At 49.7% G+C, this 26614-nt stretch carries 23 protein-coding genes; 2 read left to right on the forward strand and 21 right to left on the reverse strand.

The features are described from left to right. Positions 1-61: 61 nt before the first annotated feature. The 17 genes from ASG16_RS16965 to ASG16_RS17045 are packed head-to-tail and all read right to left on the reverse strand — an operon-like array spanning position 62 to position 18081. Entirely contained in the window at positions 62-1021 is a 960-nt protein-coding gene (locus tag ASG16_RS16965; protein WP_056489500.1) for an ATP-grasp domain-containing protein, read from the reverse strand. After that, the gene (locus tag ASG16_RS16970; protein WP_056489502.1) at positions 1022-2293 is read right to left on the reverse strand and encodes a type III PLP-dependent enzyme domain-containing protein; all 1272 of its coding nucleotides are present in this window, start codon (positions 2291-2293) and stop codon (positions 1022-1024) included. Beyond that, the gene (locus tag ASG16_RS16975; protein WP_056489504.1) at positions 2286-3458 is read right to left on the reverse strand and encodes a DegT/DnrJ/EryC1/StrS family aminotransferase; all 1173 of its coding nucleotides are present in this window, start codon (positions 3456-3458) and stop codon (positions 2286-2288) included. Before ASG16_RS16975 ends, ASG16_RS16970 begins: the two co-directional genes overlap by 8 nt. Further along, complete coding sequence (locus ASG16_RS16980) at positions 3455-4486, reverse strand: GNAT family N-acetyltransferase (RefSeq protein WP_056489506.1); 1032 nt, start codon at positions 4484-4486, stop codon at positions 3455-3457. The genes ASG16_RS16975 and ASG16_RS16980 overlap by 4 nt, the downstream gene beginning before the upstream one ends. Then, the gene (locus ASG16_RS16985) at positions 4455-5102 is read right to left on the reverse strand and encodes a sugar transferase (protein ID WP_056489508.1); all 648 of its coding nucleotides are present in this window, start codon (positions 5100-5102) and stop codon (positions 4455-4457) included. The genes ASG16_RS16980 and ASG16_RS16985 overlap by 32 nt, the downstream gene beginning before the upstream one ends. After that, entirely contained in the window at positions 5086-6096 is a 1011-nt protein-coding gene (locus tag ASG16_RS16990; RefSeq protein WP_048034064.1) for a polysaccharide deacetylase family protein, read from the reverse strand. The genes ASG16_RS16985 and ASG16_RS16990 overlap by 17 nt, the downstream gene beginning before the upstream one ends. Continuing rightward, entirely contained in the window at positions 6063-7301 is a 1239-nt protein-coding gene (locus tag ASG16_RS16995; protein WP_241970784.1) for a glycosyltransferase family 4 protein, read from the reverse strand. Before ASG16_RS16995 ends, ASG16_RS16990 begins: the two co-directional genes overlap by 34 nt. After that, the gene (locus tag ASG16_RS17000; RefSeq protein ID WP_056489512.1) at positions 7261-8463 is read right to left on the reverse strand and encodes an O-antigen ligase family protein; all 1203 of its coding nucleotides are present in this window, start codon (positions 8461-8463) and stop codon (positions 7261-7263) included. The genes ASG16_RS16995 and ASG16_RS17000 overlap by 41 nt, the downstream gene beginning before the upstream one ends. Further along, positions 8464-9180, reverse strand: coding sequence for a phosphocholine cytidylyltransferase family protein (locus ASG16_RS17005; protein ID WP_056489514.1), 717 nt, complete (start codon positions 9178-9180; stop codon positions 8464-8466). It lies immediately after the preceding gene. Beyond that, positions 9137-9952, reverse strand: coding sequence for a CDP-alcohol phosphatidyltransferase family protein (locus ASG16_RS17010; protein ID WP_056489516.1), 816 nt, complete (start codon positions 9950-9952; stop codon positions 9137-9139). Before ASG16_RS17010 ends, ASG16_RS17005 begins: the two co-directional genes overlap by 44 nt. A gap of 15 nt (positions 9953-9967) precedes the next feature. Next, positions 9968-11365: a flippase gene (locus ASG16_RS17015; protein WP_056489518.1), complete on the reverse strand. Its 1398-nt coding sequence runs from the start codon at positions 11363-11365 to the stop codon at positions 9968-9970. 23 nt (positions 11366-11388) lie between these two features. Further along, a complete protein-coding gene (locus ASG16_RS17020; protein ID WP_048034070.1) occupies positions 11389-12084 on the reverse strand; it encodes a CpsD/CapB family tyrosine-protein kinase in 696 nt (231 codons plus the stop codon). After that, positions 12059-12811, reverse strand: a complete 753-nt coding sequence (locus ASG16_RS17025; protein ID WP_056489521.1) for a YveK family protein — start codon at positions 12809-12811, stop codon at positions 12059-12061. Before ASG16_RS17025 ends, ASG16_RS17020 begins: the two co-directional genes overlap by 26 nt. Then, entirely contained in the window at positions 12804-13892 is a 1089-nt protein-coding gene (locus ASG16_RS17030) for an LCP family glycopolymer transferase (RefSeq protein ID WP_056489522.1), read from the reverse strand. Before ASG16_RS17030 ends, ASG16_RS17025 begins: the two co-directional genes overlap by 8 nt. After that, on the reverse strand, positions 13889-15784 hold the full coding sequence (locus ASG16_RS17035) for a polysaccharide biosynthesis protein (protein ID WP_056489524.1): 1896 nt from the start codon (positions 15782-15784) through the stop codon (positions 13889-13891). The genes ASG16_RS17030 and ASG16_RS17035 overlap by 4 nt, the downstream gene beginning before the upstream one ends. A 40-nt stretch (positions 15785-15824) precedes the next feature. Continuing rightward, complete coding sequence (locus tag ASG16_RS17040) at positions 15825-17105, reverse strand: nucleotide sugar dehydrogenase (protein ID WP_241970774.1); 1281 nt, start codon at positions 17103-17105, stop codon at positions 15825-15827. After that, a complete protein-coding gene (locus ASG16_RS17045) occupies positions 17098-18081 on the reverse strand; it encodes an NAD-dependent epimerase (protein ID WP_056489529.1) in 984 nt (327 codons plus the stop codon). The genes ASG16_RS17040 and ASG16_RS17045 overlap by 8 nt, the downstream gene beginning before the upstream one ends. 192 nt (positions 18082-18273) lie before the next feature. Here ASG16_RS17045 and ASG16_RS17050 point away from each other — a divergent pair, with 192 nt between their 5' ends. Continuing rightward, positions 18274-19818 carry a glycosyl hydrolase family 28-related protein gene (locus ASG16_RS17050; RefSeq protein ID WP_056489531.1) on the forward strand — a complete coding sequence of 515 codons (1545 nt, stop codon included), beginning with the start codon at positions 18274-18276 and terminating at the stop codon, positions 19816-19818. Positions 19819-19868: 50 nt separating this feature from the next. Here ASG16_RS17050 and ASG16_RS17055 read toward each other — a convergent pair whose 3' ends face one another. Next, on the reverse strand, positions 19869-20264 hold the full coding sequence (locus ASG16_RS17055; RefSeq protein WP_056489858.1) for a hypothetical protein: 396 nt from the start codon (positions 20262-20264) through the stop codon (positions 19869-19871). A gap of 112 nt (positions 20265-20376) precedes the next feature. Continuing rightward, the gene (locus ASG16_RS17060) at positions 20377-23301 is read right to left on the reverse strand and encodes a DNA translocase FtsK (protein ID WP_056489861.1); all 2925 of its coding nucleotides are present in this window, start codon (positions 23299-23301) and stop codon (positions 20377-20379) included. A gap of 169 nt (positions 23302-23470) precedes the next feature. Here ASG16_RS17060 and ASG16_RS17065 point away from each other — a divergent pair, with 169 nt between their 5' ends. Further along, entirely contained in the window at positions 23471-24742 is a 1272-nt protein-coding gene (locus ASG16_RS17065) for a hypothetical protein (protein WP_056489533.1), read from the forward strand. Between the two features lie 64 nt (positions 24743-24806). Here ASG16_RS17065 and cysC read toward each other — a convergent pair whose 3' ends face one another. Beyond that, positions 24807-25412, reverse strand: a complete 606-nt coding sequence (cysC, locus tag ASG16_RS17070) for an adenylyl-sulfate kinase (RefSeq protein WP_056489535.1) — start codon at positions 25410-25412, stop codon at positions 24807-24809. Positions 25413-25451: 39 nt separating this feature from the next. Further along, positions 25452-26591, reverse strand: a complete 1140-nt coding sequence (gene sat, locus ASG16_RS17075; protein ID WP_056489537.1) for a sulfate adenylyltransferase — start codon at positions 26589-26591, stop codon at positions 25452-25454. Positions 26592-26614 lie beyond the last annotated feature (23 nt).

Here is a 26614-nt window from a genome sequence, read left to right on the forward strand (position 1 = left end):
CAGTCTTTGTCATGTTTTTAGCATCCCTGCCCATTCCCGCTCCTGAAGGAATTTTTTGCCCTCACTCCAGTAGCATGACCTCATCGTATTTCATCAGGATGCTACCTTCCTTGTACTCCCCCACTTTTGGCATATTCACCAGACCCTTTATGTTTTGGAAAAGCGCACGCACGCTGTTCACTCCGCTTTCGTGAGCATGCGGATACCCGCCGCCAAAACGGGGATTGATCTCCGACACAACGTACTGATCTCCCACCAAAAAACAATCGATGTCAATGGGCCCACGCGGCTCTAGGACACGAATGAGTTCCTTCGCTAGTGACAGCAAACGCGGATCTTTTACCGCGAGGGAGCGATCCGTCTCCCCTGCCCGCATGCGTAGCTTTTTGCGGGTAAAAAGGGTCACCAGCTCTCCCGAGATCAGATCGACATAGCCATCGACTCCGTACTCCTCTGCCTGTAAGAACGGTTGAATGACGACATCCTCCGTTTTTTCCATGAGCACGGACCATTCTTGATCATTCTCCACACGTTTGATGCCCAAACTGGCACTTCCATACCGTGGCTTGACGATCAATGGATACGTAATCTGCCCTGCCAAAAGTGCTGCTTGTACCTCGTCCATTTTTGTATAAGTGGGAATGGCAGGAATCTGGTGCGCGGACAAAAAATCATACGTAGCCATCTTATCCAGGCACATCTCGATTACATCCCGGCTGGACACGATCACCTCGATGCCCTGCATGTAGAAACGATCTGCATGCGCTGCCAACAACGTCAGCTCAGGGTCTATTAAAGTGAGGATTGCCTTGATCTCGTATCGTTGGCAAATTTGCAGCAGGGCATCGAGATAACCAGGATCATCGATACGCGGCACCTGCTCGTAATGATGGGCAGCGTACAGGGCCGGGGCCGTCAGATCGCAGTCGACTGCTATGATTTTGCCAGTATCACCCCATTCGCGTACAAAATAGTGGAGCAGCTTGACCCGTCTGCCTACACTGGTCACAAGTACGTTCATTCAGTTCATTACCCCCTGCTTGTCAACGTGAAAACGATAAACCGATTCGGGAATGAATTGTTGAAGAGTCTCTTTTCCCCTCACAATGAACGCTTCAGTTCCATCGATGGCAAGAACAGGCGGCCTCTCCCGAATAAATGGTGGATTAAAGACGAGCGTATACGCCCCTACGTGTCCGAAGACAAAATAATCCCCGATATCAGGCAAAGGCCCCGTGTAGCCTTGCAGCAAATAATCTTTTTCCATGCATGTATACCCGACGACATGGTAGCTCGCTTCGGGAACTGACTTGCGGTTGCACACAAGTCGGACTGGCAAGAGGTGCGCGTGCATCGTCGGCTTGACATTGTGAATGCTTCCATCCACAAGAACAAACCGCTCTCCCCTGTTTTCTTTTACATCGATGACTCGGCAAACGAAATCAAGGGCATCTGCCACGAGTGAAATACCTGGCTCCAGAATCAGCAGCGGCGCATGATCCAGCTCTGCCAGCTCCTCCTTCACGACAGACGTAATCGCTTCGGCGTACTCTTCAAAGGTCGGTGCTGCCGTCATCCCGAACGTGGTTGGGAGCTCCCCATAGAATCCGCCTCCAATATCGATAAAAGCAAGCCGCTCGCCCAAATGCTCCTTCCCCAAACGGCATAGATGGCGCGTAATTTGGCGATACACACCCACACTGCGATTGGTGGAAAAGTGTCCATGCAATCCGACTACATGCACATTCGGCACGACAGCCAACTGGCTCAGGGCTTTTTCCAAATTGCCGTTTTCGACGCAAAAACCAAATCGGCTGACCTCGTACCCATTTTGCAGAGGACTCACTCCACCCCTGGCCAAATCCACATTAATCCGCAGCCCGATCCGAAACGTATGCTCGGGATACTGCTTGGCGTAGGCCACCACCCACGGTATTTCCGAAAAAGAATCCAGATTGATCAGGCTCCCCTGCTCCAAGGCAAGGTGAATGTCCTCTTCCGTTTTGAGCGGGCCGTTAAAAATGATGGACGCAGGATCGACGCCGAGCTTTCGTGCCAATTCGTACTCCAGTCGAGAAACGACTTCTGCATGAGCCCCTAACTGATGCAGCTTTTGGCATAAAAACGGCAAGTAATTGGTCTTATACGAATACGCCACGACCACATGCTCATAGCGTCGAGTAAAAGCCCGTTGGAAACGACGATAGTTCTCGGCGAGCTTTACGGTGTCCAGTACGTAAAAAGAAGACGAGCAGAGACTGCGCCATTTTTCTATCTGCTCATGACTATACATGGCGCACCCCCTGTTGCTGGTTCAGGAGGCAATTCGTGATAACACCGATGACTCGCTCCTGCTGTTCAGTGGTCAAGCTGGAACCGGACGGCAAGCAAACACCTTGGGCAAATAACCGATCGGATACACTCTCATCGGGCTGGTGCGGATAATATTGGCACTGCTCGAACAACGGTTGCAGATGCATCGGCTTCCACACGGGACGGGCTTCGATATTTTCTTTGCCCAGTGCATCGATCAGTTGTGCAGCAGAGAGTGTTGTGTCGGCTGGATTCAGTGTCAGCACGGTCAGCCATCTGGTGGATCGCCCTGTCGCAGGCTCAGGCATGAACGAAACACCAGGCAATGGTCCGAGGGCTTGTTCATAACGCCTGTAAATCCCTCGCCTCGCCTCGATTCGCTCCTCCAAAACACGCAGTTGCCCCCGGCCAATTGCCGCCAGTACGTTGCTCAACCGATAGTTGTAGCCCATCTCTTCATGCTGGTAATGCCTGGCTGGCTCCTTCGCCTGCATAGACCAGAAGCGTGCCTTTTCGATCGTCTCAACGTCATCGGAGACGAGCATTCCACCACCTGAAGTCGTCATGATTTTATTTCCATTAAACGAAAAGGTTCCAACATGCCCAAAGGCACCGCTCATTCTCCCTTTGTATACAGCCCCTAACGATTCTGCTGCATCTTCCACCACGCGCACCCCATACTGCTCACAAAGCGCCATCAACGGCCCCATATCTGCGCTCTGCCCATATAAATTGACGATGACGACCGCCTTGGGCAACTTGTCCGCTGCTGCCGCTTCCCGCAGGGCTCGCTCTAATGCCAGCGGAGACATATTCCAAGACCCTTCCTCGGAATCAATGAATACTGGAGTCGCTCCCTGGTACAGAATCGGATTGGCACTGGCGACAAAGGTGAGGCTGGAGCAGAACACCGTATCACCCGGAGCAACGCCTGCTAGCCTTAGCCCGAGATGGATAGCGGCTGTACCAGAGGACACAGCCAGTGCAGCTTTTACGCCCACATACTGGGCAATCTCTCGCTCAAAAGCATCGACGTGTTCCCCCAACGGTGCGATCCAATTGGAGGCAAAGGCGTCTGCCACCAAGTCCCGCTCGTCCTCCCCCATATGTGGCGGTGATAAAAAGATCCGCTGCTGCGCACTCATTTCGACGTCCCCCCATTGCGATAGGCAGGAAAAAAATCTTGCTCGCCAGCCTGATCGACTTGTAATTTCTGGCACAAAGCCAAATACACTTCCTCATCGTGAACTTTCTTGCCCATCCAGTAAGGAAAATGATTGCCATTTGCAAACGAGGACTTGAAACGGAACAAACCATCTCCATCCAGATTCCCGCCTCCAAGGAGAAGCAACTGTGCTCCATCCAGCTTTGCCTGCTGAATCATGGCGTCGAAGAGGAGGTGGTTGACGCCAAGCGCCATGTCTTCCGTATGGGATGCCCCTAGCTGATAATGGGCGAATTGATTTCCACTGAGCAAAAGTACGCCCGCCACCGGCCGATCCTCATGCATGGCAAGTAGAAGCCGCGGCTTGCACAACACTGTTTTTTTCATGAGTCCCACAAAAAATTCCGGTGCATAGTAGTAGAGCGCCGCGGCTTGATTGCGATCCATCGTCTCCCGATGTAGCTGGATAAAAGAAGGAAGCCACTCAGTTCCGCCCAATGTAATCCGGACGTCGTTTGCCGCTGCCTTCCTCATATTTCGCCCTACATTTTGCGTATAGTGGGCACGAATGTAGGCAAGTGTGGGGCGCAAATCGACCGCCGTTACCATCCTCACCAGATCTAGTCGCATTTGACCCGCGAATAGCTCCGCATTCCCCAGCAACGGATGAAAGCGAACGGTTTCCGTCAGATAGTTTTTGTACCGACAGTAGACGTGGAATTGCTCCTGGAACAATCGGGCAGCCGTCTGACCCCCCACAACGAACGGCCCTCCGTATCCTATCGAAACCAAATCGGCATAGCCGGGAATCCACTCATCCAGACGTCTGACCAAATACGGGTAGAAAACCTCATTCTCCCCACTCTTGAAAAAAACAGCTTCTGGCGTGCCCTGCTCCATTTTCGCGTATAGCTGTACGTATTCTTTCGTGTAGGACACATCTAATTTTAAAAACCGTCGCAAATATTCGGTCCAATCATCCTGTTCCGAAAGTACGATCAGGCTCACATGCTTCCCTCCCAGCGCGCTCTCTGTTTTCACTCCCTCTGAAGTCTTCTACCGTGACGCTGCCCTGCTGATTTATGCCTGTCGATTGAAAAACGCGCTTGATCGTCAGACCGATAATCCGCATATCCAGAAAAAAGCTGCCATTTTCTACATACCAGACGTCCAGCTCGAACTTTTGCTCCCAGTCAATTGCATTTCTCCCATTGACCTGCGCCCAGCCTGTAATCCCCGGCTTTACGTCATGTCGCTTCAACTGCCGCGGCGTGTACAGGGGCAAGTACTCCATTAGTAGCGGTCTCGGCCCTACGAGGCTCATTTCACCACGAAGCACATTCCACAATTGCGGCAGTTCATCCAGGCTATATTTGCGCAAAAGTACTCCGAAAGATCCCAGTCGCTCCTCGTCAGAGAGAAGCCCTCCACTCTCATCGCGTTCATTAGTCATCGTGCGAAATTTATAGATGAAAAATGGTTTTCCATGCAAACCTGGTCGCTCTTGTACAAACAAAACAGGAGACCCCAGCTTCCAGCGAATAAGCAGACTCACCAGCAAAATCAGTGGGGACAGAATGACGAGCATCAGGAAGGAAACGCAACGATCAAACAAGGACTTCATGCCGCACCTCCTGTTGATTCCACTTCGCTGCCGCTTCCTCCATGCTGAGGCTCTGCATGCCGTACCTCTCGCGTAACATGGTGTAATGCTGGAGTATTTCCTCCAAAAAGGACAGATTCTCTTCGATGTGGTTCCCAAAGTTCTCCGGATGCCACCACAGATGATACAAGCGTTTGTGCTCCGCGGTATGAGTGAGGTCGCATTTGATTCTCTTCATGCGCCATTTTTCCAACCGCTGTAGCCGAGGAGAATAAGGACGCAAAAACCGGCTGGATGCAACATCGACCATTCCCTCTGGACTACGCTGCAATGATTCATAGTTGTTATGACCGGAGAGATTCACATACGCATCCATCAGTCGCATGGCTCGTTTGAACAATGTCTCTTCAGCAGCCCCTCTTGTGTGATACATCCAAGACTGCTCGTTGCCCCGATAGGAACGGAACCCCTTTTTCTTGCACAAAGATAAATAGGCAGACTGCACCTGATTTCGTGGAAAAACGATGCTGGAAGGGGAGTATCCTTTTTTGCGCGTCACTTTATGAAAAGAATCAAGGTCAGCAGCAAAAGCTTCGGGAGTCTGCCCCGGCTCTAGACAATAATAGTGGGAAAGGGTGTGGCTTCCGATGAATTGATGCGGGTAAGAGGATATCAGCTTGATTAAGGAAGGAGCAAAATGATACGGATCGACTTGCTCATGCTCTCCAATCGCATCTGTGTCCAAATAGGGATAGGGTGACAGCTTTTCATCGGAATACGCCGGGAGATGCCGTGGGACGACGCCTGCAAGCTCCTTGCGCGACTCGCAAAACAAAAAGCCGACAGTAGCCCAGGTGACGTGCATTTCATACTTGGCAAACAGCTCCAAAAGTGCGGGGATCACTTGACGAACGCCTAACAAATTTTGCTCATAGGACTGAATGGTTCTCTTGTCTCGGACGCCCCAGTAAAGTTCAAAGTCTAGGGAAATGACGAATGCTCCCGTCTTGTCCAATCTTCTCCGCTGCCTCCTTTCTCCTGCCCTCTTTCTTCTCGTACCTGACCAGTCAGTTGGGCAAATAATGTCGCTTGCTTCGCAAGGACCGTTCGCTCATCGAAGTGCTCGAGCGCGATGCTGCGGCTGTTCTGCCCGAATGCTTCTCTGAGTCTGGAATCGATTACGAGCTTTTTTAAGGCTGTATACAAGGGACATACCTGTTTCGGTTCTACTAAAAATCCGTTGACACCGTCCCTGACTTCTTCCCGACATCCACGAATATTCGTGGCGACAATCGGTTTTCCCATCGCCATCGCCTCAATGATGGAACGAGGCAGCCCTTCGCGATGAGAGGGAAGAACAAAAATATCGCTTGTGGCCATCAGCTCTGGAATGTCTGTGCGGAATCCAGCCAAAATGATTTGCGGATGCTGTCGGCAAAGCTCCTCGAAGTCTTGACCTCGCTGATCGCGTTCACTGGAAGACACGTCCCCCACCAACAAGAGGCGCAGGCGCGGAAATTCACCCGCCAGCTTGCGAAAGGCTTCCAGCAGCTCAAAAATTCCTTTCTCCGAAACCATGCGTCCTACATAGGTGATCACCACATGATCATCTTGCAGCCCCAGTGAGGACTTGATAGAATGGACCTTTTCTCTCGTTATGTGTCGCGGATGAAAGCGTTCCGTAAGATCAACGCCGTTGCCAATGTGCAGAATCCGCTCCGTCTGGGAGGAGAAGCCATCCTTCACGCTCAACTCATAATCCTCTTGACTCTGAAGGAAAAGATAGTCGGTCATATGCCGGGCAAACCATTTTTCCAGCGTGTAGTACATCTGATACGTACTTTTGCTCATGCCCTCATGAAAGAAGTAGCCGTGCGCTGTATAAATGACATGCGGTACTCCTGCCAGCCTTGCTGCCACGCGCCCGAGAACAGCGGCAATCGGCGTATGAACATGCACGACATCATACTTCTCCCTTTTCATCAGCCGATACAATGCCCAAATTGTCATCAAATTGGAAATCGGGTCGATCTTTCGCTTAATCGGGATTCTTCTGAGCGTCAATCCCTTTGCTGTTAGCACATCAAAGCGCCCCGTATCCGAACACGCGGTATGCACTTCGTAGCCGTCACCCATCAGCTTTTCAATCAAGGGAAACAATAAACTTTCTACAGAGCGGTCAATTGCGCATACTTGCAAGATTTTTTTCAAGCAGATCACCGCCATTTTTGGTCTGACGCGTATTGATTTCGGCTGTCACGAAATACAGCGCGAGCATGATCCAGAAAAACGTTTCGCGAATTCCGTTATGAGTGAGTCCGTACAAAATTTGGAAGACAAGTGGATACCAAGCAACCAATCGATGCCCACGGGCCGCCCCATAAATCACGAGAATGAACAACACTGTGCCCATTACGCCGTAGGAAAAGAACAGATTGGCTAAGGTAGAATGGAGTTCCAACGAAATGCTGCTGTTAAATCGCTCGTACATCCCTTCCCCTGCTCCGAACAAAATGTACTCCGGATGGTTGGCAATCCGGTCATAGCCCCGCGCCGCCAAATTGTCATCCGAATCTTCACCGAGTGTTACCATTCGTTCTTCAATTTGTGTGTAAATAGAAGCATCGCTCAGCACGTTTTCGTTGGTGTACAAATAGATGAAGAAGACAGTGAAGGACGAGACGAGCACGCATAGCAGATTCATCCAGAACAAGCCCGTTCGTTCTTTGATGGAGAGGAGCAAAAAAACGAGGTACATCCCTACAGCACTAATGATCGCTGCTTTCGACAAGGACGCGGCAATGATGCTGAACGCCGTGCCAATCGCAAGAAAGAGAGGAATGGTCTTCACAGACACGAAGCGAGCGCACAGCAGGCATATCCCCATGCACAAAAGTCCAAAATAGCCGAGCTGGTTCGGATTGTTGAAGAACAAGGATTGCCTGAACTCTCCGCTATCCGGTGACAGTCCTGACACGAGAATGAATGCCTGAACGAGCAAGGAAGTGGACGTAGCCAAGAAGACCCATTTGACGTACTCTTGAGGGTTGCGCCTGAACAAAATAATCAAGGCAAGCATCACGGCTCCGTTGTACAAATACCACTTGGTCGAGCTGAATACATCCATTTCCCCACCGAGTGCAATCGTCCATATGCCATTCACCATCATAATGTCGTACAAAAACAGAAGGGTAAGGAAGAGAAAGAGTCCGAGTCTGCGGTTGACCCGACCCAGCCGAAACAAGAAGCTGTAGGTGATCAAGATGAGCATGATAAAATCGGCGATTTGCGGATTGCCACTTGGGAAGAAGTAGAAGGGCTTAAGCACCACATATAGCAAAAGCAGGACCTTGTCCGGTGAGAGCTTCTCCTTGATCATCATTTACCTGTGCGCCAGTTGGTTGGTGAATTGCAGGATTCGCCGATAATCCTCCCACGTATCAACCTCTGCCCAAAACAATCCCGGTGGTATTTGTGCGACATACACATTCCTTTCGCCCAAAAAAGAATAGAAAACATTTTCCCACCACAAATCATACTGTTTCTCCTGAATCAACCTTTGTAAGCGCGGCAAAAATATCGGCAGAAAACTCTCTTGAAGTTTGGCAATTCCAACGTATTCGCCAGTAGTCTCTTCCAGTGAGAGCTCCTTTCCATGGCGGAGTAGTAGTCCGTTTTCATAGCCAAATTTATAATCCCCTTCAGAACGACGGACTGGATCAGCAAACATGACGGGACACAGGGTCTCTTGCAACACAACTTCCAGTACCTTCGATTCAAAGTAAACGTCGGCGTTCAACAGCAAGCAGTCGCTTCCTTGCAAAAACTCGCGGGCGAACCAGAGGGACACCATACTATTCGTCCGATCATAAAAAGGATTGTGATAAAAACGAATAGGTTCATCTCTAAGCAACTGGGTAATCACGTTGGCTTGATAGCCCACCACCATCGCGATCTCTTCAATTCCGTGGCGCCTTAGCTCCGTTATCGTATTTTCAATGAGTGATTGGCTTCCGATGTCTACTGTACATTTGGGAATTCCATCAATGTGCTCGTTAATTCGTGACCCGAGACCTGCTGCCATGAGTAGTGCCTTCATCCGACTCCCCTCCTTCTTTCAGAGATGGCATGACGTATTTGATGTTCAGCTTCAGCTTGTACATCGATCTGGCCAGTCCGACGAACAGGTGGTAGAAGGTCCATAGGAGCAAAAATAGCATCTGACCGCTGATTGCCCACAGAAATGCGGTAACAAGCACGCCCAATTGATAGCCCGTTTGGGTAAGAAAAAGGAAGACCAAAGCATCGATCGATTTGCTGCGCTTTCTCATAGAGACTGTTTCGTGAGAGATTTTCCCTTGACTAAAGACGAGATCGGAGCCATTGGTCGCCAAAATCTCTGCAAAAATCGTGAGCAGAATCAAATAGAGCAGCCACGGCCCCCATATCGCGTGATGATTCATGATGCCGTATATCACACCAAAGGACACCAGATAGAGCGCATAGTTGAGCCCGATGTCCAGCCATTCTCCTCCCTTGCTCTTCTGGTTGCGCATGCGAGCTACTTCCCCGTCCACGCAATCCGCCAAGTAGCTGACCTGACAGAAAAAGCAGCCGAGCAGAAAGGATGCCGCCGTTCCGTACATAAATGCTGCAGCGCTAAGGAGTCCGGCGATAATCCCCCCGATTGTAATTGCGTTGGGGGATATTTGTGTTTTGCGGGTCAGCAATAAGCTCACGTAGATGGAGATGCGACGTGTGAAGTAGTACGACCAAAATTCCTCTCTGCTCCACGGCTTCTGCACCTGCACACGGCAATGGCGTGTCTCTTCACTATCCCAAAACATAGACGGATACAGCTCATCCTTCACGGTAAGCCACCTTCTTCATGACCTCGTCTCCTGGAGCGAGACGGAATATTTTTTGGATAAAAACGGGATATACCACGTACGAAAGCCAAAATATTTGGATGCCCAATACGAAGCACAAAGATCTCGACAGATCAGGCTGATTGAAGTAGCAATGGCGGCCCCAATAATTCCATACAGCGGAATGAGACAAGCGTTTCCGATTATGTTTAGTGTAGCTGAACAGATAAGAATATTCCGGGCCGTTTTTTGATGCCCGGTCATCGTCAATAAGGGGATAACACTTCCTGTGCAAAAATTGACAAACTGCCCCATGCACAGGATCACAAGGACGAGGCTCTCACTCGCAAACTCTTCGCCAAAAAAAGTGAGCAATGGAACCGCACATATCGCCACTAGCAGATTGAGAGGAGCAGAGGTGAAGAAAATGAGCCGATTGGCAAACGCAATCATCTTTTTCAAGCCGTCCATATCATTACGTGCGTACAGCTCAGAGAACTTCGGAGAGAGGATCGTATTGATCGAAATCAGCGCAAAGCCCGTCACCATTGCCAGACGAATGACCACACTGTATACTCCGACTGTTTTTGCATCCGTAAAAATGCCCAGCATGATCATATCTGTCCACGTCATGATCAATTCCATCGACGCACTGAGATACATCGGGAGTGCGACTGCAATAATTTCCCTCAACCCAACACCAGGCTCTCCCGCAGTCGGCTGTACACCGTTACGGAAACCTCGGCTCGTCACAAACCACTGCCCCATCCCAAAAACGGCATTCAAAATAACAGCAACTGCGAGCAGTTGAATCAAGAGCATCGTACTGGGTTCAAAAAAAGGAATGGCGATAAAAAGAAACGCCAAGTGCAGAAAACGCATACCGACGATATCGACAGTGATCGAGATGACAACCCGATGAAGTGCCCGAAATGCAGATGCATACAGCCTTGCGAGTGACACAAACGGGAGCATCCAAGCGACGACTCGCAGTGCCTCTGCTGGCAGCTCCCCTGCAAACACGTAGGCAGACACCTGCTCTGAGAACACATGCAAAAGGACCCCAAGCACAATCGAAATCAGTGTCGCCCACAGCACTACTTTGTTGAATACTTCGGAAATCTGATAAAGCGAGCCTTTCGCGCGAAACTCCGAGAGAAAGCGGATTATGGCTGTATCTGTCCCCAAAACGGCCAGCACCATTCCAATGTTCATCAGGGTGATCGTCAGCGAATAGATGCCCAGGCTCTCGGCTCCATACTCTCTGGCAATGTAGAACTGCAAAAGATAGAGCAGTACGAAGCCAAGGAGCCGAAACAAAAACGTGAAGGCCGAGCCGCGAATCACTTCGTGAACATCGCGATCATTATGCAGACGGTTCCATTGTCGTTGCCAAGCTAATTTGAGGGCATGCATGCTTACAAACGCCCCACTTTCCGCTATGCGTTGTACCCGTATCCGTAGTAGCCTTCTCTCTTCCCTACCTTTTTGTTGTTGAGAACAACACCGAGCAGATTGGCGCCTGCCGCTTTTAATTGCTCTACCGCTTTGACAGCAGAATCCCGCTTCGTCTTGCTTGCATCCACCACCATGACACAGCCGTCCATTTCCCTCGCCAGCACCATTGCATCGCTTACGATTAATGGCGGGCTGTCAACAATCACAAAGTCATAGTTCTGGCGCAGGTATGCCATCAATTCCAAGAGCCGTGGCGTCCCGAGCATTTCCGCTGGATTATGGGGGATCGGCCCTGCCGTAATGATCGACAGCTCTGATACCCCAGACGGTTGGATGATATCAGGAATTTGGCACATATCCGAAAAGTAAGAACTGATCCCGTACAGATTCGGCATATCAAAGGTGAAATGTACGCGCGGATTGCGCAAGTCAAAATCAAGCAGCACCGTTTTTTTGTGATCCTTTGCCATCATCAAGGACAGGTTGGCAGCGGTGATCGTTTTTCCCTCAGAAGCCCCTGGACTGGTGACTAAAATCGTTTGCATCAGCTTGTCGCCCATGGAAAACTGAATGTTTAAGCGAAGGGTACGGTAGCCTTCTACCAGCGGTGACAGTGGCTCCCAATGGGCGATCAGCTTTTGGTAACGATCATCAGGCTTCTGCCTTCTCATACTCATTCCTCACTTCCTCCACCTTGGGCTGGCGAAATGCCTTCCGCGTTTTTTTGTCAATCACCGCAATGGTTGCCAGTACAGGTAAGCCTAAATACTCCTCCACTTCTTTTTCCGATTGAAGTCGGGTATCCATCTGCACGAGCAAGAAGACGACGACCATAGACGTTGCCAACCCGAGGACAAAGGCGATCACCGAATTGAGGATCGGTTTTGGGCTTACTGGAATGGCCGCCGGATTGTTTCGGGCTTCCGCCAAAATATGCACGTTGTTCATGCTAAGCATTTTGACGACTTCTCCCTGAAAGGTCGTCGCAATTGTATTGGCAATAAGCACAGCTCTGCCCTGATCCGGGTCTTCTACCGTAATCGAAATGACCTGCGAGTCCTTGACTGGCTCTACCTTCGTCTGAAGCAGCAGATCCTCCATCGTAGCGCCGGTCCCGATCACTTCGAGCACGCGTTCCATTACCCGCGGACTTTCAATAATCACGCGATAGGTCTCAATTAATTTCAGATTGGAATCAATTTCCGCGACAGATAGCATGCTCTCTACGGTTGAATCCAGCGAGCGATTCACTAATATTTCCGTCTTAGCCTGATAAATCGGTGTCAGTAAATAGAAGCTCACGAGCGCTGTTCCGATGGTGCACAAAGAGGTAATCAAAAGGATCAGCTTCCATCGCTTCAACAACATCAGGAGTATTTCACGAAGATTAAGCTCCTCATTCATCCTGCTTCCCCCTTTGCCCCGCTATGCTGTCACTTCCTTCTTTCCGCAGTTGTACGGGAGGTTCGATTTGTTTTTGAAAAGTTGAAAGACTCTCAGTCAACCTCTCACGCTCTTGCGGGCTGACGATATAGTAGTAGATTCCATTGATCATTTGACCCTTTCCTTCCAAACGAATCGTCTCGACGGAGGTAACTGCCGTGCTGTAGCTTAGGGCAAGCTGTTTCATCACATCAAAGGTCATGTTCGTTTTCACGTATTTCCCCATCGTCGTAAGCACATCATTCAATCGAGTAGGCGATGCAAGGGTTACACCTTTATCCAGCAATGCCTTGATGATTTCCTGCTGTCTTTCGTTGCGACCGAGGTCGCCTCTCGGATCTTCGTAGCGCATGCGAGCGTAGACCAAGGCTTGCTTCCCGTCTAACTGGATAGGACCGACCGGAAAGGTGTAATCGGCATAAGTAAAGGCAAGCTTGTTGTTGACCTCCACTCCACCCAGTGCATCGATCACACCTGCGAATCCTTCCATATTCGCAGTCACCACGTAATCAATGGGAAATTGAAGAAACTGTTCCACGGTGTCTACTGCCTGCTGCACGCCGCCGAATGCATAGGCGTGATTGATCTTATCTTGGGTACCTTTGTGAGCCATAGCGGTTCGCGTATCACGTGGTATGCTGATGAGCAACGCAGATTTCGTTTTTGGGTTGACGGAGAGTACGAGGATCACATCAGAGCGCCCCTTGTCATTCTCCCGTTCATCAACGCCAAGAAGCAGCAGGGTGATTGGTTCTTTGGGCAAGATAGCGGAGTTCTCCACTTCAGCCGCAGGTGGTGTAGTTGCTTCTGGGGAATTCACGGTCGGCGATTGCCTCACTGATGCTGGTTCAGTTGCTACAGGTACCTCGACAGATTTCTGTGTGCGGATAGGGAGGTACATTTTGCTTGCCGTTTCTTTTAACGACAGATAGACGTACACACCATAACCACTCAAACTGATGAGACAAATCAACCCTCCCCATACAAACAGCCGCTTCCACTTTATCGTGGCGATCTTTTCCTTCCATTGGCTGACGCTCATCCGATCGCCACTTGATAAGGGACTGGCGTAGACTCTTCCTTTACGTAAGAAGTGGAATGATAGCCTGGAACGATCCCTTGCAAAATCTCGATGATGGATTGTTTGTCCTCCAGCGTCGCTCCCTTGTCTGCAATTTGCTCCAATCGGGCGATCCCTGCCAAGAGTTCATTCCAGGAAAAATCGAGCGGCTTCCCAATGAAGATGCGATTATGGCAAGTAGACGACAAGCCTTCTTCCGCCGTTAAAATTTCTTCGTACAACTTCTCACCCGAACGAATTCCCGTGAATACAACCGGAATATCCTTCCCGGGCTCCAAGCCTGCCAAGCGAATCAGGTCGAGGGCCATATCGACAATTTTGACCGGTTTCCCCATATCGAGGATGAATATCTCCCCTCCCTGAGCGAGTGCTCCCGCCTGGATGACGAGCTGGGCCGCCTCAGGAATCGTCATAAAGAACCTCTCCATATCTGGATGTGTAATGGTAATCGGTCCACCTGCCCGGATTTGATTGAGAAAAACGGGAACGACACTCCCCCTGCTCCCCAGGACATTTCCAAAACGAACAGCCGCAAACCGGGTAAGTCCGAAATGGTTATAGCCCTGGATCAAAAGCTCAGCGATCCTTTTCGTAGCACCCATCACACTGGTTGGATTCACTGCCTTGTCCGTCGAGATCAGGATGAAATGAGAGACGCTAGTTTCCAGCGCGCATTCCGCAACGTTTTTCGTACCCAGAATGTTATTCTTCAAAGCCTCACACGGGTTGTTCTCCATTAACGGTACATGCTTGTGAGCTGCCGCATGAAAAACCACGGCGGGACGATACTCATGCATAATCGATGCAATTCTTTTTCTGTCACGTATATCCGCAATCAAGCTGACCGTCTCCTGCTCAGGAAACAAACGCGAGAGCTCCAGGCTCATCTCAAAAATGCCGTTCTCTTCGTTCCCCAAGAGAAGAAGTTTCCTTGGGCCAAATCTAGCTATTTGTCTGCAAAGCTCCGACCCAATCGAGCCGCCCGCTCCTGTCACAAGTACAACTTGCTGCCGCAAGTACCCCGTAATCTCTTCCAGATTGACCTGAACAGGCTCCCTCCCCAATAAATCCTCCAACGCTACATCCCGAATCATATTCATCGTGATTTTTCCACTAATGATGTCTGCTACATGCGGCAAAATTTTGACGCTCGCTCTCGTCGTTTTGCAAATGTCGAAAATCTCCTTAATCGTCTGCCGGGAAGCGGATGGCATGGCAATTACGATGTCTGATATGGAAAGTCGTTGCACGACGCGGGCGATGTCAGCCCGATTCCCCACAACGGGCAGGCCGTACACACGCAGATTTTGTTTGCTGGACTCATCATCGATAAAGGCAACGGGACGCAGCTCCGACAAAGGCGAGGTTTTCATCTCTCTGGCTACGAGCACACCTGCGCTACCTGCCCCGATAATTAATGTGCGCCTGCGATCCTGCGTTCTTTTCTCCCGCTCTTCATACCACCACTTCCATACAAACCGAGAGCCTGTGATCCCGAGCAAAACAAAGGCTAGCGTCATGAGAAAGAGTGAGGTGGGAAATCGGATGGACCAACCAAGCAGGTACGTCATTTTCAGTACCAGGTAGAGAGCCAAAATGGAGATGCTCGTGGTTGAAAAAATCGAGACCAGTTCGCGAACACTGACATAGCGATAAACAGGTCGATAAAGTTGAGCAAAGTGCATGCCTGTCACGACGAACAGTACGTGGCCCATCATCAAATACATAGGTTGATATTCGCTTATCTCTGTGAAAGAAAAATCAAATCGAACCAGGCAGGCCAACCAGACAGCCAAGCTGATAATTCCTGCGTCCGATAAGCTTAACCAGAATCTTCTCTTCCGGTAGCTCATATTCATCCGCTCCAGGTGATCGTTATTCAAAGAATGGTCATCATAAACGCCACAGGCTAATTTCTGCTGGGCATGTTTCGCGGTCTAGTACGCTTTTCACGTCTGCGATGACACCCTGCCCCTGATACAAGAGCCCTGCAAGCTCCTCCCATCCCAGGTGCAGATATCGCTCATGAGGGACGGCCAATACGATTCCGTGGGCAGGCTGCAGGTCTTCCCACTCTCGCAATTGAATCCCGTATTCCTCTCTCGTTCGCTCTGGACAAGCCAATTCATCTGTCACTTGGACCTCTACCCCGAACTCCTTCAGTTCCTGAATAATGTCGATGACCCGACTATTGCGAATGTCCGACACGTTTTCTTTAAAGGTGATGCCCATGATCGTAATTCGCGAGCCTTGAATCGCAATATTTTGCCAGATCATTTGCTTCACGAGTGAGGTCGCGACGAACTTGCCCATACCGTCATTGATCCGTCGTCCAGCCAGTATGACCTGCGGATGATAACCAACACTCTCCGCCTTGTATGTCAAATAGTACGGATCGACGCCAATGCAATGACCACCGACGAGTCCTGGAGAGAACGGAAGGAAGTTCCATTTGGTCCGAGCGGCTTGGAGCACATCTGCCGTAGAAATGCCCAAGCGGTCAAAAATAATCGAGAGCTCATTGATCAAGGCGATATTGATGTCGCGTTGCGTATTCTCAATCACCTTGGCTGCCTCAGCCACCTGAATCGAGGGCGCTTTGTGAATACCTGCCTCTACAATCAACCCGTACATCTCGGCAATCGTTTCACACGTCTGGCGATCCTGCCCTGAAACGACCTTGACGATCTGGGACAATCTCCGTTCCTGATCCCCCGGATTAATTCGTTCAGGTGAGTAGCCGACGAAAAAATCAATTCCCGCCAGCTTTCCAGACGCTTGTTCCAATACAGGAATACAAATCTCTTCTGTTGCCCCTGGATAGACTGTCGATTCATAGACGACGATGGTTCCTGAAGCGAGATGTTGCCCAACGCTTTCAGAAGCGAGAATGAGTGCCCGCATATCGGGCCGTTTCGCAGAATCGACAGGAGTGGGTACTGTTATGATGATAAAGTCACACGCTGCGAGACTTGCGGGGTCATCAGTATACGTGATATTAGCTCGAATCAGCTCATCTGTAGACATCTCTCCCGTTTCGTCCATTCCGCTCTCCAGACTGCGTATGCGTCTTCCGTCTATGTCAAAACCCACCACAGGAAGCACTTGGCCAAAAGCAATCGCGACAGGAAGTCCTACATACCCAAGACCTACTACTCCCACTTTTTTACGCATGCGCGACACCATAATAGCTGACGTACCAGTCTACAAAGCGAGATATCCCCACATCGACTGGTGTTTTCGGTCGAAAGCCTGTCGCCTCATACAGAGCTTCCACGGACGCATAGGTGGCAGGAACATCCCCAGGCTGGATAGGCAAATAGTCGCGAATAGCCTTTTTCCCCAACTTCTCTTCCAGAATCGAGAGAAACGTAAGCAAATCGATCGGCTGGTGATTCCCGATGTTGAAGACCTCATGCGGCGCCTTATCCCCCTCCCTTTGGGGATTTCGGTTCATCAGTCGCAGCATCCCTTCGACGATATCGTCCACATACGTAAAGTCCCTTGTCATGTTGCCGTAGTTGAAAATGCGGACAGGCTCTCCCGACAAAATCGCCTTGGTAAACGTATAGAGCGCCATATCAGGTCGGCCCCAAGGCCCATATACCGTAAAGAAGCGAAGTCCCGTCGCAGGCAAGCCGTATAAATGACTATAGGTATAGGCCATCAGTTCATTGGCTTTTTTCGTTGCTGCGTACAAGCTGACCGGCTCATCTACGGGATCGTACTCCGCAAATGGTAGCTTTGTATTCCCTCCGTAGACGGAGCTTGAGGATGCGTAGAGCAAATGCTTGACTCTCGACCGTCGGCATCCTTCCAAAATGTGCAGAAACCCGGTGATATTGGAAGTCGTATAGGCATGAGGATTTTCCAGACTGTACCTGACACCCGCTTGAGCGGCCAAGTGAATGACAATCTCCGGCTCCATTTCTCGGAACAACTCGTCCATTTTGCCCTGATCTGCAATATCCGCTTTGATAAAACGAAAGGTTGGATACGCTTGGAGGATTTCCAGTCGTTTGCTCTTCAAGACCGGGTCGTAATACTCATTGCAATTATCTACCCCCCACACCGTCTGTCCTTGTTCCAAAAGCCGTCGTGCAACATGAAAACCGATAAAACCAGCTGATCCTGTCACCAAAACCGACATACTATCCACCTCTTTGCTTATTCATACGGAGGTTCTAGGACAAATATGCCAGTGGTTGCCCAAAGTTTATGGAACACATTTTTGCGTAGTCCATGCCCTTTTTACTAAATGGTTGTCAACATTTGAGAAATGGTTGAATGAAATGAAAAGAAGACAATCTTGTCTACCCATTTTTTGGAGGAGAATGCTTTTATGTGGATTGATGTAAAAACGTACGGAGCAAAGGGGGATGGAGTGACCGACGATACCCAAGCAATCCAGGCTGGCTTGACTGCTGCTCTGAACCTGCAAATTCCATTATTTTTCCCTGCTGGCACCTATGTCATTGAACCAAACAATCTGGAGGTCATCCTAGGAACAGGAAAAAGCCTAGTGATGCAGGGAATCGGTCCTTTTTCCGTGTTAAAAAGGAAAGCCAATTCAACAGCAGCAGATTGGCGCTGGCTGTTCTCGATTACGTCCACGGGTGGTGATGCGGATTCCTTTGTGGTCAACAACCTAAAGATTGATTCCAATGCCCGAGCAAACCCGCTGCCTCCCGATCCTTACGATTACGAGCATAGCGCCGACTTCTACATTCGTGGTGCCGGTCCTAACAGCTATATCAATTACGTAGCGTTACGACAAGTATGGTGTACGGATGGAGTCGCCGACCATTTTTACTTTGCCGGGGAAACGAACTGCTATGTCCGCACTGTGCAAGTTACCGATTTTTACAGCGACAACCGCAAGCGTACACGCTCAGACATTACGGTGACGGGTGGCCTAGAGCGGCTGAATGCAACGAATGTAGCTTGTGATCGTTTTGAGGTCGAGCTCAATGAAGGGTACGACGGAGCCACACCCATGTTCGTAAACCTGAGCAATATCTCTTGCCGTCAACAGCTCGACTTGGAAGGAGATTTGTCCTCCCCGATGGTCGTGCAAGGTAGTAATCTGGTTTCGCTCGCCAGCTTCAGTCTTACTGGCATGACAGGCTGTATCAGCTCCTCGGTTTTTTATACGGCACCTGATCAGAAAAATCGGGTGAACTTTATGAAAAACATGACTTTCAGCAACTGTCGCTGGGTATTGCATACGACCGCACAAGGAGGTACAAAGACGGTTGGTACCGGTCTGACCGTGGATTACTCGGATGTAGGTCTTGTATTTGATGGCTGTAGCTTCGAGGCCAATGATACAGCGACTTCCATCGGCGGCTACGCCTTGAGCTTGGAGCCATGGGATGTGCTCGCCGAGAGACAAATTACCGTGAGAAACTGTTCGTTTGACCCTCGGCTAATCCAAAACATTTCGTTGAACCGCTGCGGAAATGTCTCCCTCATAAACAACCGTTATTCCGGTTCTGATCACGCGATCATGCTCTACGGCACCGGAACGTACCCATTGGTAGTCACCGTGGATGGAGGCGACTTCAGCCAGGTAACTGGAAAAATGTTTTATCACAAGACTTCGGATAAAATAACCCTCTCCATGAAAAACCTCCCTGTTCCTGTTTCCCTCACTAGCGGCTACAAATCCGAAAACTCTTCCTATATCCCAACTGTTTCCATCAACGAACGTGTAGTGTATGTCGCAACAGCCCCCAGCGCCTCCGTCAAATATGGCGGTCTCAAAGGCGATACTCTACGCTTGATCACTCCTGTAAACAATCAACCGTGCGAATGGATTGCTACTACGACAAATAAGACTGCCTGCACCTGGCTAGCGACCAAAACGGCCAAAAGCTTAGGGTAATGAAAAACATCCATCTTGCCCCTCGTTGTGGGATAGATGGATGTTTGTTATTAGGCAATACGCTCCAAATCCGGATTGTACCGTTTCACATAGGTATAAATTTCTTCCCCGAGCAATTGTGTTCTCACAAGCTCATCTGCCTGTTCACTCAAATGCTGGGTGAGTTGATTGGTTCCATTTTCGATGCGTCTTTTGGCAGCCTCAGGCAGTGTCAATACATGCGGTACGAGCAATTGCAGGTACCAAACGCCCTTTTCTTCCTCGGAGACATCGATCTCCAGTTCCATGTCCGAACTGTCGAAATCGTACAGTTGGTTAAAGAGCGCCTCCCTTTTTTCCAGCGTCATTGCGGCAATGTCGATTTTTTCCACGCTCAAATAATACTCTTCATTGAACAAGACAATCTTGTCGTCAATTTCCTGATACTTTTTCGCTAGCGGATTCATCGTCATCGGTCCTTTCCCTCTCACATCTATTTCTATAGCATACTACCTTACTGAATATTTAGGCAACTCATCCGTGTAGAAAGGGCCTTGCTCCATGCAAGACCCTCGTTTTTTACAGGAGTGTCGACCCCTCCACTACGGCTTGTGCGTCCTCCTTGGAAATAAGGACGGCGCGAGCCTTACCGCCGCTTTGTCCTGCGACGTACCCATCTGCCTCCATCATTTCGATGAGACGGGCAGCACGGTTATATCCAACGCGGAAACGGCGTTGCAATCCAGATGCAGAAGCTTGTCCCTGATCAGCCACGAACACCAGCGCTTCCAGATACAACGGATCATCTCCGCTGTCAAACGATGCAACCTGCTGCTCCAAATCTTCTTTGCTGAAAATGTAGGCAGGCTTTCTTTGCTTTTTAATCATGTGCGTGATTCGCTCAATCTCGTCATCCGAAACGAAGTTCCCTTGCAGACGAACCGGAGTCGTGCCGCTCTCAAGGAATAGCATGTCCCCTCTACCCAACAGTCGTTCTGCCCCAGACTGATCGAGAATCGTACGCGAGTCAACTTGGGAGAACACGGCGAAAGCAAGACGAGTCGGTACGTTTGCCTTGATGTTTCCAGTAATGACATCCACGGATGGGCGCTGTGTCGCCAGAAGCAAATGAATACCACAAGCACGTGCCTTCTGAGCAATCCGGATAATGCAATCCTCCACATCCTGCGGCGAGACCATCATCAGGTCCGCCAACTCATCAATGATGATCACGATATAAGGTAGCTGATCATCTGTCGTCTGATTGTAACGGTCGATGTCACGAACACCCGCATCTACGAATAGCGCATAGCGCTTCTCCATTTCTTCCACGGCCCACTTGAGAGAAGCCGTTGCCTGTTTGGCCTCCGTCACGACAGGCGTAACCAGATGCGGCAGATGATTGTAAGGGGCGAGCTCTACCATTTTCGGATCGATCAAGAGCAATCGCACCTGCTCAGGAGTCGCCTTGTAAAGCAGACTAACAATGATAGAGTTGATGCAGACACTTTTACCCGAGCCTGTCGAGCCGGCAATCAAACCGTGCGGCATCTTTTTAATATCCGCAATAATCGGCTCTCCCCCAATGTCCATACCAAGTGCGACCGCCAACGGGGATGAATGCTCCTGAAACTTGTCTGAGCTGATAATTTTTTCGATTAATACAGGCTGGCTGGACATATTCGGGACTTCGATTCCGATGGCATTGCGCCCTGGAATCGGTGCCTCGATGCGGATGTCTTTTGCAGCCAAATTCAGCTTGATATCGTCAATCAATCCCGTAATCTTGTTCACTTTTACCCCAGGAGCCGGTTGCAATTCAAAGCGTGTCACGGATGGGCCTTTGACGATCCCTACTACCTGAGCGCTGACATTGAAATTCGCAAGCGTCTCTTCCAATAACAGCTTTTGAATTTGGGTATGCTCATCGTCGTCATCGCTGACCGGCGGGCTCGGATTCAGCAGTCCCAAATCCGGCAAGGCGTATGGCGGCTGTGCGGACTCTGCTCCTTGGTCAGCTTCATTGGACGGGGCTTTTACCTGAACAGCAGGCTGCCTAGTAATCGATGCCTGAGACATGTTCACGGACTGTGCAGCGGATGAAGCCGAGACAGGGACATGTACGGTTTCTGGGACGGTTTCTACTACGGTTTCTTCAACAGATTCCACAACTGGTTCTACAATCGGTTCCACTACTGGTTGAGCAATGGACTCATGCTCAGTTGGTTCTGATTGCTCTGGTTGCTCTGGCGTCTCTTCGTAAACCAATCCTGCTGAACTGAGCTCTTGTGGTGAATCAACTTCTGCTCTCTCTAGCAAACGGCTAATTGCAGATGCATAGGCAGGCTCTTCGACGCCATCGCCCTCTAGCTCCGTTTCGACTGCTTGGTTCTCCTCCCCAACAGAAGGAGACTGTATGTTATCGCCATCATTCTCGCTCTCCACCTGCACAACCGCACTGCTTGTAGTGATCAATCTATGCTCGGCTTCCTCATGGGCTAGCCGCTCTTCCATCGGTAGAGTGTCGTCTGTCGATTCTGGTTGCCCAATAGACTCCGATACCTCTTCTTCGACATTCACGCTCGCCATTGGTTCTCCAAGTTCTATCTCTTCAGTTTGTGCCTGTTCTTCCTCATGCTCTTCTGCTACCGTCTCTTCCACTTGTACGGAAGCAACAACCTCTTGTTCTGAATCTAGTGCTTCTGCCACAGCAGAATCCGAAGCAGTCTCTTCTCTTTCGTTATGTACAGATTCATCTTCAACAACAACATGCTGCGGTTCATTTTGCTCAACAGTAGCAGTCTCTTGCTCCTCTGGAAAATACCGCTCGCTCATTTCTTGTTCCCACTGCTTCATTTGCTGCAAATGTTCTTCTTGCTCCAGACGCGGATAAATGATTCCCGCAGTCGTATGAATCCGATGCTCTGCCTCGCGCGTCGCCGGAGTTATCTTCCCATAAACAGGGGAAACAATTTCAGACGGCTGGTAAACACGCTTTTCTTCTGGAGAAAAAACGGGTCTCGTTACTTTTTCCGCTTCTTTTTGTTGCGGCATACGGTTTGGACGCTGCGGTATCTCGATGTTGTTTTTGACAAGTTCAGGTTTCTTTTTCTCGAAAACAGGCTCTGTCTTTGTTTCCAGCACGCGTTCATTTGCTGGCCGCACCGTTTCACGCTTGGGCTCGAATCGCTCACGAGGTGCCTGCTGGCGACTGCGTTCATTCGATTCGGCAGGAGTTACGCTTTGATTACGCTTCTTCTCCAAATAGTCATCCGGGACAACTGGAAAACGAAATTGACGGTCTCTTCTTTGACGCACATTGTCTTCTATATCTCGATTGTTTACCCGTTCTTTTGGGTATATACTTTTTGTTTTCGCCTGAGGCTGACGGGGAGCGGGATTACCTGTTGGGTTACTGGTACCTGCTGGACGTCCTTCTTCCTCTATTTCTTCTTCTCTTTCTCCCTGAAAAAAGTTCATCAGCTTTTGAAGCCACGACCACATGTTGCAACGCCCTTTCTTCACTAACCATCTTTTCCCCTTCATCTTACCACGAAAAGGGGGCAGAATTAGCTGGATTGTGATTTTTTTCCGTTTTTGCGAAACCTTTTCTTTATTTGCGCGTAGAACAAAGGGGGAATAAAAAATAATATACATAGGGGAGGAACACATCATGTGGAAAAAAGGTAGCGCCCTTCTGGTAGCAGGTACAGTACTGCTGACCGGTTGTGCAGGCGAGGCATCCCTGGTGCGGGATTCTATCGTAGCGACAATTGACAAGCCAAACTATGATTTTGAAGGCTCCTTGAAGCTGACAGGCGACATTGAAAAATTGCCTGAAGCTTTCGGAGAACCGGCCGACAAAGAAGGACAGGCGTTGTTGTCCGCTTTGAAAGCAGGCGTAACAGTAAAAGGCTCCCAACTGGATCTGGACACTGTGAAGTTTGAAGTAGAAGTAAAAGACGACAAGCTCCTGCGCGACAACAAGCTCTGGACAGGTGACAAAAAAGCATCTGTTGAAACGATCGTGGACGAAGACAAAGTCTACGTGAAGTCTCCACTGGACAGCAAATACCTGGTAATCGATTCGAACGCATCCAATCCTTTCATGGCTGGGGTTGACTCCGATGCTGCTAACGCTGCAAAGCTGAAAGACTACCAAGACAAAATGAACGACCTTACTTTCAACTTTGTTAAAAAGTATGTAAGTAAATACGGCTATACATTGGCAGACGCGAAAAACCATGGCAAACAATCCGTTACATTGCCGAACGGCGAAAAAGTAGAAGCGACTCACGTAACTGTAAAAATCGACGCAAAAGAATTGGTGAAAATGTTCTTCTTCACAGCTAACGATGCAGTAGCTAGCAAAGAAGTAAAAGATTTTGCGATCGATATGATGGTACTGACCACTTCCATGACAGAAGATCTGTACCCAGAACTGGGCAAGAAAACTACAGAAGCTGAGAAGCGCGCAAATGCAGAAGCAATGGTAAACGAAGGCATGGCTGAAGCGAAAAAATGGTTGGAAGAAACAGGTAAGGAATACACACCTGAAAAAATCGTAGAAGAAATGAAAAAAGAAGGCTTCCACAAGCTTGCTTGGAACCTCGACTTCTACATCGACAGCAACAAAATGCCTGTGAAACAAACAAGCGATCTGAGCGTAACTTTCCAAGCTCCTGAAATGAAGCAAGCTGTAACAATTGGTCTGGCTGCTGATCAATATGCATACAACTTCGGAAAAGCAACCAAGTTCAATGCACCAGCAAAAGATGCTGGTCTGACAGTAGAACAACTGGTGAAAGATGAAAAAGCAATCAACAGCTTTAGCGACAAAGGCTTTGTTCGTCCAATCGCTGAGAGCATGGTTGATCAACAAAAATGGATGGAAGAATTGACTGAGGATTTGGAAGCTGAAGAAGCAGCGACCACTACGAAGTAATATTTTTCCTCACGAAAAAAGCACGGCGCCACTCGCGTCGTGCTTTTTTTACCTATCCATAAAACTAGAGAATCTGGTGCTCCTCCAGGTATGTAAGGACAATCTGGACAGATTCTTCAATCGTCTGCTTGTCGCTCTCAATGACCAGTTCTGCTTGAAGAGGCTCTTCATACGGTGCCGAAATCCCCGTAAACTGACCAATCTCTCCGCTTCTCGCTTTTTGGTACAATCCCTTCACATCCCGGCGCTCACACTCATCCAATGAACATTTTACATATACCTCGATGAATTCTCCCGCTTCTACGAGATTACGCGCAAGCTCCCGGTCCTCCCGATAAGGAGAGATAAACGCCGTCAAGGTAATCACACCTGCATCTACGAATAGCTTCGCGACCTCGCCAATTCGGCGAATATTTTCTTGTCTGTCCTCAGCCCCAAACCCCAATCCGCGGTTTAAGCCGTGACGTATATTGTCACCATCCAGTACGTAACTGGCTAGCCCTCTTTGATGCAGTTCGTGTTCGACTGCATTGGCCAACGTCGATTTTCCAGCACCTGACAGCCCCGTAAACCATAAGACACAGCTCTTGTGGCCTGCACGCTTCTGACGGTCTTCTTTGGTTACCGTCGTCGGATGCCATACGATATTCGCGGTGCCCTCTCTACTCATCGTCTCTCTCCTCTCTTACAACCGCATTTTTCTAGCCGATTATACGGACACCGGTCGCAGCCCTTCGATCAGTACCTGCGCGACTTCAGGACGACTAAATTGAGGTGGCGGAGCCTCCCCGCGCGCCAGCATTTCCCTCACCTTTGTCCCGGACAGCGCGACATGGTGCTCACTATCATGCGGGCACGTTTTGGTAGAAGCCATGTTTTCGCAGCTCTTGCAATAAAAGCTGTTCTCAAAAAATAACGGCGTAATCCCTAGCTCCTCTGGCTGGAACTGGCGAAAAATATGCTGGGCATCGTAAGTCCCGTAGTAGTTGCCAACACCTGCGTGGTCCCGGCCTACAATGAAATGAGTGCAGCCGTAATTCTTCCTTACCAATGCGTGAAAAATCGCTTCTCGCGGTCCTGCATAACGCATGGCGGCCGGGAACACAGCCAACTCTACCCGGGTAGCCGGATAGTATTTTTCCAGCAATACCTGATAACTGTTCATCCGCACATCAGCAGGGACATCATCTGCCTTCGTTTCGCCCACGAGAGGATTCAAAAAGAGACCGTCGACGATTTCGAGAGCTGACTTCTGGATGTATTCATGCGCGCGGTGGACTGGGTTGCGTGTCTGAAAGCCGACAATCGTTTTCCAGCCCTTCTCGGCAAATCGTTCTCTCGTTTGTGCCGGATCGAAGTGATAGCTAGCAAAGCGACCTTTTTCGGTGCGCTTTACCAACGTAATTGGGCCAGCCAAATAAACGGCGGGACGCTCCAGCAGCTTTTTCACCCCGGGATGATTCATATCGTCAGTGCCATAGACGAGCCGAGCTTCCCGCTCCTTGTCAGGTGAATAAATATCAGTGATCGCAAGAATGCCATAAACCGTACCTTGATGGCTCAACCGTACCTTGTCTCCGATCTGCAAGGCTCCTGCGACCGTGGTCGAGACCGGAAGCGTGATCGGAATGCTCCAAACGGTACCATCTGCCAGTCGCATCTGCTCTACGACAGAAATATAATCCGCCCGATTCAAAAACCCCTCAAGCGGACTGTAGCCCCCAATCCCGATTAACTCCAAATCTGCGAGTGCAAATGCATCTATCTCTACCTCATGCGTAGTCACCGACAGGTCTGCCTGTGGATCAAATCGGTTTACCAGCTCTCCCCCGTGAGGTTTCCCACTCATACAAAAGCCCCTCCTATCCTTGG

Origin of the sequence: Brevibacillus sp. Leaf182 (genome assembly GCF_001423865.2) — a bacterium.
In the GTDB taxonomy this organism is placed as follows: domain Bacteria; phylum Bacillota; class Bacilli; order Brevibacillales; family Brevibacillaceae; genus Brevibacillus; species Brevibacillus brevis_C.

Coding starts and splice junctions, on each gene's coding strand:
- cysC (WP_056489535.1), bottom strand. CDS start 25,412: ATGAGTAGAGAGGGCACCGCGAATATCGTATGGCATCCGACGACGGTA.
- ASG16_RS16985 (WP_056489508.1), bottom strand. CDS start 5,102: ATGAAGTCCTTGTTTGATCGTTGCGTTTCCTTCCTGATGCTCGTCATT.
- ASG16_RS17045 (WP_056489529.1), bottom strand. CDS start 18,081: ATGTCGGTTTTGGTGACAGGATCAGCTGGTTTTATCGGTTTTCATGTT.
- ASG16_RS17050 (WP_056489531.1), top strand. CDS start 18,274: ATGTGGATTGATGTAAAAACGTACGGAGCAAAGGGGGATGGAGTGACC.
- ASG16_RS17040 (WP_241970774.1), bottom strand. CDS start 17,105: ATGCGTAAAAAAGTGGGAGTAGTAGGTCTTGGGTATGTAGGACTTCCT.
- ASG16_RS17015 (WP_056489518.1), bottom strand. CDS start 11,365: ATGCATGCCCTCAAATTAGCTTGGCAACGACAATGGAACCGTCTGCAT.
- ASG16_RS17025 (WP_056489521.1), bottom strand. CDS start 12,811: ATGAATGAGGAGCTTAATCTTCGTGAAATACTCCTGATGTTGTTGAAG.
- ASG16_RS16970 (WP_056489502.1), bottom strand. CDS start 2,293: ATGTATAGTCATGAGCAGATAGAAAAATGGCGCAGTCTCTGCTCGTCT.
- ASG16_RS17020 (WP_048034070.1), bottom strand. CDS start 12,084: ATGAGTATGAGAAGGCAGAAGCCTGATGATCGTTACCAAAAGCTGATC.
- ASG16_RS17000 (WP_056489512.1), bottom strand. CDS start 8,463: ATGATGATCAAGGAGAAGCTCTCACCGGACAAGGTCCTGCTTTTGCTA.
- ASG16_RS16975 (WP_056489504.1), bottom strand. CDS start 3,458: ATGAGTGCGCAGCAGCGGATCTTTTTATCACCGCCACATATGGGGGAG.
- ASG16_RS17055 (WP_056489858.1), bottom strand. CDS start 20,264: ATGAATCCGCTAGCGAAAAAGTATCAGGAAATTGACGACAAGATTGTC.
- ASG16_RS17065 (WP_056489533.1), top strand. CDS start 23,471: ATGTGGAAAAAAGGTAGCGCCCTTCTGGTAGCAGGTACAGTACTGCTG.
- ASG16_RS17005 (WP_056489514.1), bottom strand. CDS start 9,180: ATGAAGGCACTACTCATGGCAGCAGGTCTCGGGTCACGAATTAACGAG.
- sat (WP_056489537.1), bottom strand. CDS start 26,591: ATGAGTGGGAAACCTCACGGGGGAGAGCTGGTAAACCGATTTGATCCA.
- ASG16_RS16965 (WP_056489500.1), bottom strand. CDS start 1,021: ATGAACGTACTTGTGACCAGTGTAGGCAGACGGGTCAAGCTGCTCCAC.
- ASG16_RS17030 (WP_056489522.1), bottom strand. CDS start 13,892: ATGAGCGTCAGCCAATGGAAGGAAAAGATCGCCACGATAAAGTGGAAG.
- ASG16_RS17035 (WP_056489524.1), bottom strand. CDS start 15,784: ATGAGCTACCGGAAGAGAAGATTCTGGTTAAGCTTATCGGACGCAGGA.
- ASG16_RS17060 (WP_056489861.1), bottom strand. CDS start 23,301: ATGTGGTCGTGGCTTCAAAAGCTGATGAACTTTTTTCAGGGAGAAAGA.